The following is a 15751-nucleotide window of genomic DNA, read 5'->3' on the forward strand; positions in this document are numbered from 1 at the left end:
CATTATATCATATTAAACCCACTATGCCAAGCTTATTATATAACCATCAGAGATATCAATAATAAAAGCTATTTTTGCTTATATGCTGACTTGTGTATATAACATTTGCATTACAACGCAACATCTTTTTGACAGAAGCTAAAGTAGTAACAAGAAACCACCACCTACTTTATAGAATTGCCTTATAATACCTCTTAATTACTCAACTCTAATTGCTCACATGCTTTGCTTAATTTAACCTCAGTTAAGCTAGTAAGCTCTTCAGCTGTAGACTTTCCATATGCTAGAAACTTATTCAGTGAATCAGTATCTCTTTTTTCCAACACAGATCGTATATACCCCGCTTGCCTAGAATCCATAAATTCTTTGATTTGATCAGGATTAGCCTTATCTAGTATTGCCCATATTGGCTCCATACAGCCCTTTTCTACTAAAGGTGTTAATAAATTTGTACAGAAAAGAGGGGATTTATCCTCTAGTTCCTCTCTTATCACTAAAGCACGATGACTATCAAATCCTTCCTTTATCCACATATGCATAAAAAGCTTTACACTTTCGCTTACATAAGGCTCTGAATGTTTTTTGATTTCCATGTCTAACCAGATATTATAATTGTCTTCTGAGACATCACTTGGCCCTAAGCAGTCAAACAATTTTTGGAATTGATCAAAGCGAAGTGCACTCTGTAGCGTATCTAAACTACCATAATAACCATTTTCAGCTAAGTCTCTTTTTAGAAGTTCTAGATACCTATCAGGAGTTATTTGACTAAAACAAAATTCGAATATTTCAGGATAACTATTACAACGACTACCTGCTGCATATACCGCTGTTTTCATCAAGATCTCATCTTTTTTCTGTGCGTTCATTTCATTTTCAGGTAATAACTTTATTTTATTCCAGAAGAATTCCACTGCCTGCTCTTGCTTAAAACTCATAGCACATTTAAGCCCGTACTCATATGGATGACAGCCATCTAAATTTAGTTTAGAGATGTAACCACTGATAAAATGTGACCAAAACTGCGCTAAAAGACCCGACCCGCAACACCTAACTAAGTGCTCATACTCCAATAGACTACTCTTACCTTGAGCTGATAATTCCTCTTTTCTTTTCTCAAATAAAGCAATAATATCTTCTTCTAGACAGTACCGACAGGCAATAGCATACTTATCAAAGAGATTACCTGAATCTGGCGCAATTAACTTTTTGCCTACCACTTGCCTATCAAGCTTAACTTCATGTAAATTGTCTACTTTTTTCCAACAATCCTCACTAGACAATACCTGTGCAAGAAAATTACGTCCTTTCTTGCCACTTTTTTGGTGCAGACGCCAATTTGCATAGCACCAGCGTTCAATTTGAAAAAGCTTAGATGCTCTATAAGGATCATCCTCTTTAATAGACGAAAATAAAACCTTTGGAATATCTGAACGCAGCATAATCACCCCTCTATTAACGGAAAAACATAGAAACTGTTACGTCTAACATACACTATAGTAACTTGATACCATTTTGAGTAGGGTATCCCGTTTTTAGGTTTTGTCAATCCTCAATTTGAAAATTTTTTTTAGGCTTGAATAACTTTCGATAAAAGCCTCTCAACAGGCTCGATATAAGATCTTTTATCTACTTCTAAATTCTTTTTTTATTATAAATTTACCTTAATTCTTCCACAAGCAAATTATATTAATTTAGCAAAATATATTATTAAGATCTCAAGTAATATAACCATTTCCAGCGCTCAAAACTAAGGACGGTGAGAAGTGTTTTTCTTGGGATGGGATGGTAGACCAACTGATCCCAAAAAAACTTGTTCTCACGCTTGTTATTTTAAGTTGCTGAAAGTGGTTGTATCGGTTAGGTTATTAGTAATATATTTTACTAAATTAATACCAATTCATTTGAGGATAAAAAGGAAAACTAAGGTAAATTTATAGCAAAAAAGGTTTGTGCTCATCTTATGACAAAGATGCAATAGAAACTCTCATGGAAAAGAGGCAAAGATTGTGGAAGTATATAGAAAAAGCTTTATGACGCTCAACGAAAAAAGGGAGGCGTTTGGCTTGCTGATGTTGCAGGTGATGATGAATTGAATTAAAAATTTTATATATAATGTAAGTGTAGTAATATTAATAAATATCAAATATTTATACTGCATTATCATCTAGCATACTAACAAATTAGAGGTAATTTATGAACGAAATACAACAAAGAGAGTTAAATGAACAACTTTTTAATGCTGTTGTACAGGGTAATATAGGGCAAATTGAGGAGTTAATAGTAGCTGGAGCAGAGGTTAATGCGGTAGATGAGGGTGAAAAAGCTTTTTCACGTCTTTCTGCTTTAAGTAATACAAGGGAAAGAGGGGTAGTAGAGGCAGCGAATATTCAGCAACTTAGACTCACTCCTTTACATTATGCTGTTTTAAGTGGCAGAGAGATGGTAGAGCTTTTAATCGAAAAAGGGGCAAATATTAATATGGTAAGTGAAGATGGACCTACTCTTTTACATTATGCTGCTGCTTTCAGTGACAAAAGAGAGGTGGTAGAGCTTTTAATCAAAGAAGGGGCGAATGTTGATGCGGTGGATGATAATGGCAATACTCCTTTATTTTCTGCTGCTTTAAGTGGCAAAAGAGAGATGGTAGAGCTTTTAATCGAAAAAAGGGCGAATGTTGATGCGGTGAATAAGGTTAAAAATACTCCTTTACATGCTGCTGCTTTAAGTGGCAAAAGAGAAGTAGTAGAGTTCTTAATCGAAAAAGGGGCGAATATTAATGCGGTGAATGAGAGTAAAAATACTCCTTTACATGCTGCTACTTTAAGTGGCAAAAGAGAAGTGGTAGAGCTTTTAATCGGAGAGGGGGCGCATATTGATGCGATAGATGATAATGGCAATACTCCTTTAAGTTGGGCTGCTGAACATAGCCAAAAAGGTGTGATAGAGTCTTTACTTGAAAAAGGAGCGAATATTGATGTGATAGATGGTGATGGCAATACTCCTTTAAATTGCGTTATTATCTCGAATAAAATAGACAATGCTGAGTTAATAGTAAATCACATAGCAAAACTGGAAGCTACTGGCTTATATGTCAGTCCAGAGAATATACAACTTAAAGCTCAGATAATGCCAGAAATAGAAAAAAGAATATTTCTACATAATCATAAACCATTGATTGATGCTTTATCGACGCATTATGGAAGTAATTTTCAAGCAATGACATTTACTGGTATAAAGAACAGGAGTACGAAATAATACACTAATTTACTTTGTAGACTTCGAAGATGTTACAACAAGACATGTTCCTACACTGAAAGTCAAGACATTTGCAGAGATGGTTAAAAATAAAGATATAAATAGTAACCTTGAGTGCCCAAGCACTGAACAAACTCAAGGAGCTAGTCATTCTCTTAATTAAAGAAGGATACATGGAGACCTGCTGCGAAAACAAGAAGAGGTGTTCCTCGCTTGTATGAAGTATTTTTAAACGTGGTTTTTTTAAAGATCATAATTACCACAAAAACTGGGCTTTCCTTTTGCAGCAGGTCTTAAGCCTCCGCAGCGGACCTTCCGATTCCAAAGCAACTTCTTCTCTGTTGCATTTATTGGTTTGTGGAATAGTAGAAATATTGTTTTAATATCTACATAAAGACATACATATAATTAAGAAAAAGACAGAAGAAAAGAATATAAGAAATTAGAACTGACAAGCAAAAACTTGCTTTTTTATTAAATACGTGTACAATTTAGGCATGTGTTTTTAATTTTGAGGTATAGGTATGATAGACTTTATGAAGAATGAATTTGAAATAATATTGCAGGGGATAGAGGAAAATCCAAGTATATACAGCAATAACACAACTACAAGAATAGCAAATGAATTACAAGAATATAATTCAAGAAGGTCAAGCGAAATTAATGAATCTAGTGAATCTATTCACCACAAAATGCAGCTATTGGATGAAAACTATAACAGAGAGACACAGTTATTGAGTGAAAACTATGGCAGAAAGATACAGTCGTTAAACTACCAGTACAATAGTAAATTGTTACAGGAGCTGCATAACAATGCCAATAGTAGTAAATCCAATTATGATTCTAGACATGCTATACCTGATTATGATTGGGAATATGAAAGGTATAATAATAGTTTGAAAGATAGCGAAGCAAAATTTAATATGGAATTCAAGAAATATGAGAATGAGCTCAGAGAGTTAGAGCAGGAGCGTTGTAGTATAAAACATATAATGCATGAATGTAATCAGTGGAAAAAACATGGGTTTGATATAAATTACATTTTCAAAGTACAAGATGATTCTAACCATACAAAAGAATATACATTATTACATTTTGCTGCAAATTTTGGGGATATAAATGTTACAAAATTACTGTTAGAAGGAGGAGCAGGTGTTGATATAAAAGATCAAAACGGAAATACTTCTTTGCACTTATCCGCATCCAATGGCTATATAGACATAGTAGAACTTCTAGTGAAAGAAGGATCAGACCCTAATGTAGTGAATAAAGACGGAAATACTTCCTTGCACTTAGCTGCTGCAAATGGCCATATAGACATAATAGAACTTCTAGTGAAAGAAGGATCAGACCTTAATGTAGTGAATAAAGACGGAAATACTTCCTTGCACTTAGCTGCTGCAAATGGCCATATAGACATAATAGAACTTCTAGTGAAAAAAGGATCAGATCTTAATGTAGTGAATAAAGACGGAAATACTCCTTTACATAGTGCTTTCTATAATAATTGCACAAAGGTAGTTAAGTATTTAATAGGAAAAGAACCAAGTATGAAAGAAGTTGTAGAGCATCTAGTGAGGTGTGTAGTAGAAGATAGAGCACATACGTTACTAAAAGGTCGTACTCCTTTACATTTAGCTGCTATTTATGACTGCACAGAAGTAGCAGAGTCTTTACTGAAAAAGTGGGAAAATCCTTTGTTAAAAGACACTAATGGTAAAACTCCAAGAGAGTTAGCCACAGATGAAAGTTTAATACAGCTTTTCGGGGAAGCAGAAATAAAACAACAAGAATATAATGCAACCAAGTGGGGTCTTGTTAGTGGCGGATCAACAGCAGTATTAGGTATAGCTGCGACAACCATTTTTGCAACAGTATTTACAATTGGATTTCTGCCTATAGTAGGGGCGGTTGCTGCAGCCACAACACTTGCGTTAGCGGTTGGTGGGACTACATATATGATATTAAAGCCCAGTGCTAAAATAGAGAGAATCGAATGTGAAGAAACATACATCTGCAGAACTTAGGCTTGTTGAAGTTTAGCTCCTTGTGTATGGAATATGCAACTACTATCGGCTTGATGTGCATCCCCAAAGTGTAGTGGTATGGGCGGTATCTGACTCATAGACGTCGTTTCAATTATTAAATATGTTAAAGTACAAACATGAATGAGTTAGAAAAAGTTTGTTCAAGCTATATGAAAAAGTGAAAAATCTAGGGGTAGTGTGCTGCAAAACCTACCCATTCCAAAAAAAAATTGTTCTCACGCTGGCTGGTTTTGGTTGCTGGAAATGGTTGCATCGTTTAAATTTATTAATGTTATACACTACCAAATTATAAGAACCTCCTTCAACTTTACCCAACTCGACACATATACTTTTTGAAACATTGCTGCAAGTAGAAAAAAACAGGTTACCCACCTTAACTTCTTTAAATTTGCTCACAATCTTTACTTGATGCATAAGGTTTTTGTTACACTCCTTTCATCTACCGATTACCTCTACCTACCGCCTTTACCTTTGCTAAGGTCAGAAACACGACTAGCTTCAGGACCTTCTAAACTCGACTGTGGCAGGCCACCAAAATTACTGGAATCACTAACACTAAGCGATATAGGTGCTTCTACTGGTCCACACCCTCCTCCCACTCTGTGATATCCTAATTCTAGATAAGTACGTAGTAATGGATCAATTTGTTCTCTATTTTGAATGTATGCTTGCAATTGCACACTTTGAAATCCCGGATCATTCCTGAATAATTGTGAAATGCCCACTCTTATGTTCTGAAAGTAATTTCTATCTCTGTTTGGGTGGCCTCTTCCAAGAAAATCGCGTATTATATTTATGATATTCTGCACTTGCCCAACAGGATTTTCGTTTAGAACTCGATTAATATCACTAGCATTTTCTAATGCCCATAAACCACAATTCCAACCATCTGTTTGCTGACTAACAGAAACATTATTAATCCTGATATTATTTCCTAAGTTATTTTGAATGATATCAGTAATACCACCTGGAACAGCAGTAGCAGTTGAATCAGCATAGTACCCAACATAGTTCCCATTTTGACGTTCAATCACTAGTGTAACCCAATGAGTATTATTTAAAGTAATGATTAAAGTTAAACGCTGTTGTTTTTCATTTTCCCTAAATTGATTTAATACTCTAACAATGTGCTCGTTACCGTCATTCCTTGCCAAATTAGCTACTTCAAAAGTGTGATTACCTTCAGTACGAAGCTGATATCGCAATCTTCCAGCGTGAGCTATATCAATTTGTTGAAGCCAGTAATCATAATGTCCATTTCTCGTCGCAAATTCTAGCGTAAGTAGATCATTTACTTCTATCCCTTGATTTCTAAGAATATCTCTTATTTGTCTTCTTATCTCTTGTGCTGTAGGAATGGAATTATCACCTCTCCTTATTCTTGACTTTAATGTTTCTATTACCTGTGCTCTAGTACCTTGCAAGTAACTAAATGGAACGTGCAGATTATCATCTATATCAAGCAAAAAAATCGAGTTCTGTCCTGGTTTTCTTTCCGTGTAAAAGCGCCTGAAATTTTCACGAGTCTGATCTGATAATAGACCCTCTGGTGGATTTTCATCAATAACACTTTCAGGTCCCACTAATACTCCTGGTCTTGAGTCACGACCACCACGATCAAGTCTATGTACATACTCTTCTCTTCCTATTCCTTCTGGAATAGATATAAGACCTTCTACTCTCTCTGCACCTGCATTAAATATAAGAGGAAGTAAAACCACCTCATTTCCAGAAGTAATAGGCACATATCCTCTCTGCTTGTTTATAAGTTCTTTTATTTGATCTTTTGCGTTATTCTCCTTTTGTATTATTTCTTCTGCATTACCAGCAAATCTTAATATATATCCAATTGGATGAGTATCTGCTGTAGGTTGCCTTAATAATAAAAGGTCTAATCTCTGTTCTGTAATTCTTGTGAGTATTGCCCTTTCTCCTTCTTCTTCCTGACCCCTTTTCAAACTATATGTTTGACCAACTTTATACATAGCAAGCACTTTATAAGGATTATCACTAGCATAAAATGTACCATGTAGTATAGAACGAAACTTATCCTCACTATTAACATTTATTGCGTCCCTAAGTGGCATCAATGCTCCAGAGATCTCTTGAAATAGTTCTCTATGCTGACCTACATTTTTCCAGCCATCATTCATAACCCTTTCTGAAATACCATGTACATTTTCAGCATTAGGTACTTGTACAAGATCACCATCAAGAAAATTATTTGCATTATTATTTTGGTAATCGTGATATAAACCAAGGTCATTTGGTTGATCAATATCTAGCTCAAATTGGTCATTAAGTGTGCATGAAACTTCCCATACATGAACATTATTTCTATTAACATTAAGAGCTTGTAAATCGATAGCTTCTTGCTGTTGCGCATCGTAAGCTCTAATATGAAGTGTAACTATATTATAACCCTGAGCATAAGAGACCATAGTTAAAGTATGTCTTCTTAAATCTCCATCACCGTATCTAAATATATACTTTCTTACACGTACTCGATCTTCTCCTTCTTCCAGCTCTAAATACTCTCTATCAAAAGCACTACTTCCAAAAGCAAAACCAGTTATACAATCAAATATTCTGTTATAATTCTCTGCATTTCTTGGTATTTCACCAGGAAGATGTTGAAGCAAGAAATCTCTAATATTCTCTCCAACCTCTTCATCTTCTATATACTCAAACAATCTTTGTACTAAAGGAAACCTGCCCTGTTGAAGCCCTACTGTATCAACCCTAAAAGGAATTCGATTTAAATTAAAATTTAATCCAACACAGACAGTATTTCTTGATTCAGTATGGATAGGTATAAATGAAGAATTGTGTAACCTTCCAGCGTAGCCTATGGCACAGTTTAATGCAACATCTGACGGTGTGTCAAATATAGCAAGATTAATAACAATAGGAATATTTTCTCTTTCTGCTTGATGATGTATAAGAAATGCAACATGTGAGTTTCTAGGAGATAAGTCAAGATCGATGCCTATTGTGTAGCGATGACTAAAATTTGCTAAAAAACCTAATAAAAACCCGTGACTCTCAAATTTTTGATTGCGATTTTCAATATTATTTTCTAGCGCTTGTCTGCAATTATCATAGATGTCAGTTATATATGGCAAAACTTCCCTGTGCATTCTACGTTCTACATTTTGTCTTTGGTTATTTGCTAGTATTTCCATAAAGTTGTCAATCCTTTGTTGACCTTGTGCTACCTGTGCAAAATTGACTGATCTATCAAGTTGTCTGAGCTGATTTTGATTGAGTTGTCTTCCTTTTATTTCCTGAATTGTCAATCTGTGATCTCCTAAGAGTTGTCTAAGAAGACTAATCTCAGATGCTGAATATTTGGCAAATTTATCTCTACCCCTAAAATCCTTTTCACGAATCACCTCGAATACTGTTGCAATTGCCTCTCCCTGACTCTTGCCTTTTCCATGCATGCATACTTTATATTGCTCAAAATCTAGGTCTCCTTCCCTTAAATCTGGATTTTGCTGTATAATCTTTTGTATTAGAGCATTTCTCTCCCTTGTACTAAACCTTAACCCATCACTGTTAGGGCGATCAGAAATGCTGTAACACTTGACAACTCGCTGTCCGTCACGACTACGAGTTAAAACAGCAACCTTTAAGTTTCCTGTATTTCTATTCCTACCACCTGTATCAATACCATGATTATCAAAACGAAAATAGACTCTCTCATTTGCATCCAAGATATCAGCATCATGTGCAGTAGCAAACATGCTAAAAAAGAATACAGGAAGGAAACGACCTGCACTTACATGATACAAGAAAGATGGACATTGATCTAAAAAAGATTCAAATCCTTGTCTGAATCCTTCAAGATCTCCATCCACCAAACTCCTAATAAGTCCATCACCATTACTCATACAAAATACCCCTTATTTACTACGACCAGAAACACCAAGAGTTCATAAGTAGATTACTTATTACCACTAAGCGTAAAGACGCTTTTTTTCTTATAAGAAGAAACACCACTTACACTAGGAGTTCCAAGCTCAGACTGCGGACCATCATCAACTGGCAAAGTTGTTTCCTTACTACCATGAGCTTTAGATCGTGACCGTAAATTATTCCAAGGACCATCACCTACAGGACCAAGAGGTAGAGTTGTTTTCTCTAACTCAGAGAATAACTCTTCTGCAAACAAACCGTAATCTACGTAATCCTTCATTCCTTCCCTACCGCATAATCTAAGGTTTTTTATTATCTTTTCCTTAAAGAACTCAAACTTTTCAGGAAAGCAATCTTTAGCAAATAATATTACATCTAATATTTCTTTTTTCTCTACTTCTTTTTCCTCATCAGACTTATAAATGTCTTCTCGTTTCCAGTTAATTATTAACCCTGCAAGCATGTCCTGTATAGGAACTATACAATTAGAAATATTAACAGAAATCTTTCTGTATTCAATAAAGCAGTCACATTTCCAAATCTTCATAATAAGAGATCTAGCTTGAACATTTGATTCAGGATTTTTCAACATTACATTTGAAAGTGAGTAAAGAAGGAGGTCATACTCATCCTGTGAGAGTATTTCCTTTGAATGATCACCTCGTGCTGAAGCTTCCTCATAACACCAGCACTGTACCAAATCATGAACCGTATCAAAAAAACATGACTCTATTAATTCAGCAAAAAGGGAATATATTCCTTTATCTTTCTGCGATAATTTCTGTAAAAGAGTATCTTTATCAGCTATATTCCTTACACAAAAATCTAAAATAGGAGCATCTTTCTCAACAGATTGAGGACGAGAAAGAGCAATAATAGCTTCTGTAAGCTTCTTCTCTTTATCTTCTTCTTTTAAATGATTATAAAAATACTCTACTCCCTCACTCCACCTAAGTTTTACAGCACTGTCAAAGCCTTCTACTGCATCATACTTCTTTAATTCCCCAGATTCTCTATCGATCCAGAAATCAAATACAGGACCTTTCCTTCGAATGCCACCCAAAAGCGAGTTTCGTATGTACTCATCAGTTATAGGATTACCTCTACTATCAAGTTCATCAGAAGAAAATCCATTTTTGTAGGATTCAAATGCTTTTTGAAAGAGTGGATGAATTTTATCTACCACACAGTAACTACAAGCCATCTCATATTTGCGAAGTGGATTATCTATTCCACCTATTTTTTCTTCAGTAAACCTTTGACCTAAAGCAGCATTATCCAACCTTACACCTGACCAGCAACCTTCATCTTGGAATACATTGTGCAAAAACTTCAACTTATCACCCTTAAAGTATTTTATGTGCTCCATAAAGTTATCTTGAAGGACTCCCACCCATCTCTTGATAGCTGACTTCCTCCCGGCAGCAACTGCTGGATCTGGATGTTTAATAGCTTCCTGTAATTTTTTGGACATCGTAGCCCGAAGCTCTTTCTGTGTTGGCATTAACCCCTCCTATTAAGTATTTATATAAAAAAGGCATTGTACATACATTAGAATGGATTGCAACATAAAAATTACTAGAATAGAGGACTTAATAAAAAAAACGTTATGGCTAAAACTTTTCTTCTTGAATGTCCTTAATGTAATCAATAGAAAGGCCGATCATTTTAGCTATAACATCTATAGAGACACCGGCCTTAAGTGAATTCTTTGCAACTTCGATTTTCTCTGCTTTTCTGCCTTCGGCTCTGCCTTTTTCATGTCCGATTTGGATGGCTTCTCTATTTATGAGCTGTATTAGCTGTGGTGTTGTGTAGCAGATTATCCAATCTGGTGCTTCTCTGCCATTTTCCCACTTAGCAAATCTCATCTTTTCCTTGAGATAATATCTCCTATAAGCTTCCACAGCACTGCTGCATTTATACTGATCCGGCAGTGCTTGTATAAAAGCTTGCATATCAGTTGATCGAAAAATGAGTAAATCCTTATTACTATCACACCAATTTATTACTTCCTCTGATTTATGCTTCCTTTTGTATCGCTGTGTATACTCTTTACACAATTCTTTTCCATACTCTATCAACCAACAAAAGTTTCCTTTCGATTGCCTAGCCCACAAAGAACAAGGATGATTGCTGTGAGTGAGTTTATATGGAACTTCTATATCCTGATCTATGACACTAACAAAAGGATTTGGCGCTTTTAATGCTATTGAAAAAACATTACTTAATAACTGAGCAGTTTCTAATGGCATTTTTACTATATGCTTATCACATAACATTTTTGCCGCAATCTCTGGGTTTTCATCTAGTACAAAGATGTTCATCTAAACATCCAAAGATAGAATCAGCTTAAGTCTTTAATTTCATTAGCTGTAAGACCAGTAGTTTGAGCTATAATATCAATAGAAACACCTGCTTTTAGTAGATTCTTTGCGACCTCAATTTTCTCTGCTTTTCTGCCTTTTTCATGTCCGATAAGGATGCCTTCTTCTCTACCTTTTTCAGTAGCATCATCAAGTTTTTGAGCGAGGACAGCCTGTTCATCAAGAATACGTTTTATTTCCTGTTCATAGGCAATAAATTCTTTTTCTGACCAGTTAAATCTATTTAGTTCTTCATAGGCCTTTTTAATTATTACATCACTACCTATTATTTTTTCCAGCTCTTCTTCACTAGTCTCATCTGCATATTTAAAGAAGTAGATCCATTTTTCAACTATATTTGAAAGCTGATCCTCTTTGGTTTTTGGAAATTTTGGCAATTCAATAAATATGAAGTAAAAATCTTTTAGATCGTGTTCATTAGTATCTTCATCCCGAATAGTATGCTTTGATTTATACTCAGACTTGTCCGGAAACAGGATACAATCTGCTATAGCAATGAAGATAATTTCCTTAAGGTCTTGGTATTGATCACCTTTATCGGCTTGTCTTGAATACGCTTTAGCTGCATAGTATTGGGCACGTTTTTCAAAGCCTTTAGTTTTAGCGACCTGCATCTCGACGATCACTTGCACCCCATCTTCATCTCTACAGAGAACGTCAACAATACTTTGCTTTTTAGCAGCAATATCAGGGTCTTGAATAGTACTTAGAAACTCTATATCCTTTATTGCACTTTTGTCAGTGAAGCCAAGGATATCATTGAGGAAGTGAATAAGAATATCTTTATTTTTTTCAGTACCGAAGATACGGCGAAAAGATATATCATTTTTGGGGTCGAGAAACTTCGAAAGAGCCATGAGAAAAAAACCTAAAAAGCATTAATAATTATACACAATTGTGAAGAAATGTTCAAGTTTTTTATTTTTTTAAGTTTTGAATGCGTTGATGAAGAAAACGGCTGTCAGAGATCATCTTAGAATAGCATCCTCTACTTTAGACGTCCTTTTGTACATCTTTTATCAACCATGCTGTAAAGCACCTTACAAGCCCAGGAAATGGATGACAATGAATTTGGAGCTGTAGGAGACATCAAAGATACGCTTTTTGGTGTATAAAAATACGAATCTACAACGACATCGTTTAAAGAAATTAGCAGCTATTAATATCTTCTACCTTTTCATAAAAAAATAAACAAAAAAAAATTGAAAATTTGATTTGACTTCACCCAAAAGCTATGGCTTTATGCCAATACTGCTAAGAAAATAACAGTAAACATTTAAAAATAATTTATTATTAGTGAAGGGTGTATTATATGAATAATTAGAATAAAAGTAAAGAAGAAAATAAACGTAAAAAAGAAATAGAATTCAGAATCTTGGAAAGCAAAGGGAAGGCTCTGCTTGATCGTGAAATAATAGAAACATTTCTGAGTGCAGTGCATGATAGGGCCCAGGCTCAAGCAATTGCTAAAAACCTAGTGGATACTTGTACAGGGATAGGAAGGATTTTAGGTCGCGAAATGGATGAGCTGAAAAGTATAGAAGGTGTAGCAGACTCTACAGTTTCAATGATTTTTTGTGTCAAGGAAACTTTGACTAGGGTATTAAAGGAAGAGCTAAAAAAAGGGCCGATACTAGATAACCTAGATAAGCTTATAGAATATTTAAGGGTAAGTATCGGCTATTCAGATAAGGAGAATATTACAATAATGTATTTGAATCAAGGGTGCCATTTGATAGGGGAAGAAGTATTTGCTGGCAGGCGCCTGTCTATACAAGGGAAATAATAAAAAAAGCATTATTAAAAAATACAACATCAATCGTAATTTCACATAACCATCCCGGCGGAAGTGAAAAACCATCTGAAGCTGATAAAACCATGACTAAGAGTTTAGCTTTAGCGTGTCATAGTGTAGGTATCAAATTTCTTGATCATATTATCATTACAGGCGACGATTATTTTAGTTTTCGACAAAACGGATTGTTGTAGAGTTTTGGGCATCTGCTGTAAGCCTCTTTTTTATGTACATTTTTCTCGCAGTTGAGCTGCAATCTAACGAAAAGAAAATTGCTACTTGTTGATTTGAGGCTTTCAGTGATGAAGAAGGTATAGGAAATAATAGCGTTTATTTTTCTCTCATGATTAGTTTATTAAATTCCTCCTCACTTAAAATTTCAACACCTAGCTCCAAAGCTTTGTGATACTTTGACCCTGGATCTTTACCTATAACCACAAAATCCGTATTTTTGGACACACTAGAGCTAACTTTTACACCTAAAGATTCGGCTTTTGCTTGCGCTTCCTTTCTTTTCATTCCTGATAATTCTCCTGTGATGACCACTGTTTTGCCGCTAAGAGGGGAATTTAGCACTTACAGGCTCAATCTTTAGTTGAGAGGCGAGATTCTTTACCATTTCAACATTATCCTCATCAGAGAAAAATTCCTCCAAGGAAGTTATGGTCTCTTCGCCTACGCCTATTATCATTAATTTATCAGGAGCTTCTCTATCATAAGGTAATTGAGCCATCCAATTTTCATAAGATTGATAATGTTTTGCTAGTAATTTTGCTACGTGTGGTCCGACCAATTTAATTCCCAAAGAAGTTATAAACTTTTCAAGCGTTACAGTTCTTTTGCTGTTGATAGAGTGCAATAAATTAAATATGGATTGTTTATCCCATCCCCTTTGTTCACTTAAGTTGAAATTTTTGAGTTTTTCTTCGAGAGCAAAAATATCAGATATTTTCCTTATCAAACCAAGGTCATAAAGGAACTCCACTTGTTTACCGCCAAAACCTTTAATGTCAAGAACTTCCACAAAATGTTTTAACTTTCCTATTCGCTGTGCTGGGCAAACGTTTTCTCCGGTACATCTAATCGTAGCTTCCCAGTCATCAACTCTACTGCCACATTCCGGGCAAATATCAGGAAAAACAAACTTTGGTGCTTTTCGAGAACGAGCACTTTTATCTACATCTATAATTTTAGGAATCACATCTCCTGCCCTTTTGATTGTTACAATATCTCCTTCCCTTATGTCCTTACGCTTAATTTCATCCTTATTATGCAAATTTACCCTTGTAATGAGAACCCCTCCTATATTTATTGGAATTACTTTTGCAACCGGATTCAATTTACCCGTTTTGCCTACTTGTATTAATATTTTAACTATCTTAGTTTTTCCTTGAGCTGCAGGAAATTTATGAGCTATAGCTCCTCGAAGTAGTCTTTGCCAAACTTTTTCCCGTTTTTTAGTCGTTCACTATCTAAAGCAAATCCTTTGATAATAAAATCCTTCAAAACTTTTGTAGCCCATACTCTGAATAATGTTGCTTTTTTAGAATTAACTCGATAACCAACAGCTATAATTGTATCTAAATTGTAAAGTTGTGTTGGGTAATTTTTACCGTCTGCAGCGGTTACCTCAAAAGTGGAAACAACTTCTTTTTCCTGTAATTCACCAGATTCAAATATGTTCTTGATATGCTTACTAATAGCTGGCAGTTGTACATCAAATAATTCAGCCATCCTTTTTTGCGTAAGCCAAAGATTTTCATCTCTGCATAAAACTTCAATTTCTATATTTCCACCTGGAGTAGTATAAAATACAATCTTATTCTCATCCATTATCTATCTCCTATAACTTACAAACAAACCATTGATCATCAATAGGAATTTAACCAATTAATTGTCTCTACTGCAACTAAATTCTTTAAAACGTCTTTAGAGGGCTATTATAACTTATTAATGAGCTAGATAGAGGGGAAGTATCTGTTTTATCAAAAATTCATGTGACCTCTTCTCAGCTCCAGTAAACAGTTATTTCCAAAATGGAAACAACTCAAATAGTAAGGTGTCTAGGAGGTCGGACTTCCGTTTAGCGGGTTCTTAAAGTTTAGGCTCTTTTTAATTTCTTAGCTGCATTCAAATTATTTTAACTTTTTTTCAGAAAATCCCGGAAAAAGTGGTGAGAAATCCGGAGTATAGGGGCATTGAGTGTAGATGTGCTTCAAACACAAAAGCTTAAATTCGGCAAACAAGAAAAGATTGAAGAAAGCAAAAGAAATTTAGGTTTTTGGTAAGTTACGTAATTGAGAAGAAACAGCTTTATATTTTTTTAGATGAGGCAAAAACTT

General features: G+C 35.0%; 11 protein-coding genes and 1 pseudogene. 4 read left to right on the forward strand and 8 right to left on the reverse strand.

Going from position 1 to position 15751, the window contains the following annotated elements; translation table 11 throughout:
- Positions 1 to 194: 194 nt before the first annotated feature.
- The gene (locus ABWU32_RS03865; protein WP_341812957.1) at positions 195 to 1442 is read right to left on the reverse strand and encodes a hypothetical protein; all 1248 of its coding nucleotides are present in this window, start codon (positions 1440 to 1442) and stop codon (positions 195 to 197) included.
- A gap of 754 nt (positions 1443 to 2196) precedes the next feature.
- On the opposite strand from ABWU32_RS03865, the gene ABWU32_RS03875 reads away from it, so the two are divergent.
- Both ABWU32_RS03875 and ABWU32_RS03880 read left to right on the forward strand, forming a co-directional pair.
- Entirely contained in the window at positions 2197 to 3258 is a 1062-nt protein-coding gene (locus ABWU32_RS03875) for an ankyrin repeat domain-containing protein (protein WP_151808102.1), read from the forward strand.
- Positions 3259 to 3782: 524 nt separating this feature from the next.
- On the forward strand, positions 3783 to 5285 hold the full coding sequence (locus ABWU32_RS03880) for an ankyrin repeat domain-containing protein (RefSeq protein WP_174516139.1): 1503 nt from the start codon (positions 3783 to 3785) through the stop codon (positions 5283 to 5285).
- 473 nt (positions 5286 to 5758) lie between these two features.
- Here the strand turns inward: ABWU32_RS03880 and ABWU32_RS03885 are convergent, their stop codons facing one another.
- The 4 genes from ABWU32_RS03885 to ABWU32_RS03900 all read right to left on the reverse strand — a co-directional run bounded on the left by ABWU32_RS03885 (position 5759) and on the right by ABWU32_RS03900 (position 12471).
- Entirely contained in the window at positions 5759 to 9202 is a 3444-nt protein-coding gene (locus ABWU32_RS03885) for a cytoplasmic incompatibility factor CifB (RefSeq protein WP_015588932.1), read from the reverse strand.
- A gap of 53 nt (positions 9203 to 9255) precedes the next feature.
- Positions 9256 to 10731, reverse strand: a complete 1476-nt coding sequence (locus ABWU32_RS03890) for a hypothetical protein (RefSeq protein WP_015588933.1) — start codon at positions 10729 to 10731, stop codon at positions 9256 to 9258.
- Positions 10732 to 10840: 109 nt separating this feature from the next.
- Positions 10841 to 11554: a pyrimidine dimer DNA glycosylase/endonuclease V gene (locus tag ABWU32_RS03895; protein ID WP_015588934.1), complete on the reverse strand. Its 714-nt coding sequence runs from the start codon at positions 11552 to 11554 to the stop codon at positions 10841 to 10843.
- Between the two features lie 20 nt (positions 11555 to 11574).
- Positions 11575 to 12471 (reverse strand): Rpn family recombination-promoting nuclease/putative transposase, encoded by an 897-nt coding sequence (locus tag ABWU32_RS03900; protein WP_213863264.1) that lies wholly within the window; start codon positions 12469 to 12471, stop codon positions 11575 to 11577.
- A gap of 518 nt (positions 12472 to 12989) precedes the next feature.
- Between ABWU32_RS03900 and ABWU32_RS07945 the strand changes: the two genes are divergently transcribed.
- Both ABWU32_RS07945 and ABWU32_RS07950 read left to right on the forward strand, forming a co-directional pair.
- Positions 12990 to 13400, forward strand: a complete 411-nt coding sequence (locus ABWU32_RS07945) for a DNA repair protein RadC (RefSeq protein WP_255498673.1) — start codon at positions 12990 to 12992, stop codon at positions 13398 to 13400.
- Positions 13340 to 13603: a JAB domain-containing protein gene (locus ABWU32_RS07950; RefSeq protein WP_255498674.1), complete on the forward strand. Its 264-nt coding sequence runs from the start codon at positions 13340 to 13342 to the stop codon at positions 13601 to 13603. The genes ABWU32_RS07945 and ABWU32_RS07950 overlap by 61 nt, the downstream gene beginning before the upstream one ends.
- Before the next feature lie 136 nt (positions 13604 to 13739).
- Here the strand turns inward: ABWU32_RS07950 and ABWU32_RS03910 are convergent, their stop codons facing one another.
- From ABWU32_RS03910 to ABWU32_RS03920, 3 genes and pseudogenes are all read right to left on the reverse strand, one after another.
- Entirely contained in the window at positions 13740 to 13985 is a 246-nt protein-coding gene (locus ABWU32_RS03910) for a BRCT domain-containing protein (RefSeq protein WP_174516998.1), read from the reverse strand.
- Positions 13966 to 14748 (reverse strand): helix-hairpin-helix domain-containing protein, encoded by a 783-nt coding sequence (locus tag ABWU32_RS03915; RefSeq protein WP_174516999.1) that lies wholly within the window; start codon positions 14746 to 14748, stop codon positions 13966 to 13968. The genes ABWU32_RS03910 and ABWU32_RS03915 overlap by 20 nt, the downstream gene beginning before the upstream one ends.
- 77 nt (positions 14749 to 14825) lie before the next feature.
- Positions 14826 to 15242 (reverse strand): annotated as a pseudogene (locus tag ABWU32_RS03920) (virulence RhuM family protein); the annotation flags it as partial.
- Positions 15243 to 15751: the final 509 nt, after the last annotated feature.

It is taken from the genome of Wolbachia endosymbiont (group A) of Udea olivalis (assembly GCF_964028365.1).
GTDB classification, from domain to species: Bacteria; Pseudomonadota; Alphaproteobacteria; order Rickettsiales; family Anaplasmataceae; genus Wolbachia; species Wolbachia pipientis.

Coding starts and splice junctions, on each gene's coding strand:
- ABWU32_RS03865 (WP_341812957.1), bottom strand. CDS start 1,442: ATGCTGCGTTCAGATATTCCAAAGGTTTTATTTTCGTCTATTAAAGAG.
- ABWU32_RS03895 (WP_015588934.1), bottom strand. CDS start 11,554: ATGAACATCTTTGTACTAGATGAAAACCCAGAGATTGCGGCAAAAATG.
- ABWU32_RS03885 (WP_015588932.1), bottom strand. CDS start 9,202: ATGAGTAATGGTGATGGACTTATTAGGAGTTTGGTGGATGGAGATCTT.
- ABWU32_RS03890 (WP_015588933.1), bottom strand. CDS start 10,731: ATGCCAACACAGAAAGAGCTTCGGGCTACGATGTCCAAAAAATTACAG.
- ABWU32_RS03900 (WP_213863264.1), bottom strand. CDS start 12,471: ATGGCTCTTTCGAAGTTTCTCGACCCCAAAAATGATATATCTTTTCGC.
- ABWU32_RS03880 (WP_174516139.1), top strand. CDS start 3,783: ATGATAGACTTTATGAAGAATGAATTTGAAATAATATTGCAGGGGATA.
- ABWU32_RS03875 (WP_151808102.1), top strand. CDS start 2,197: ATGAACGAAATACAACAAAGAGAGTTAAATGAACAACTTTTTAATGCT.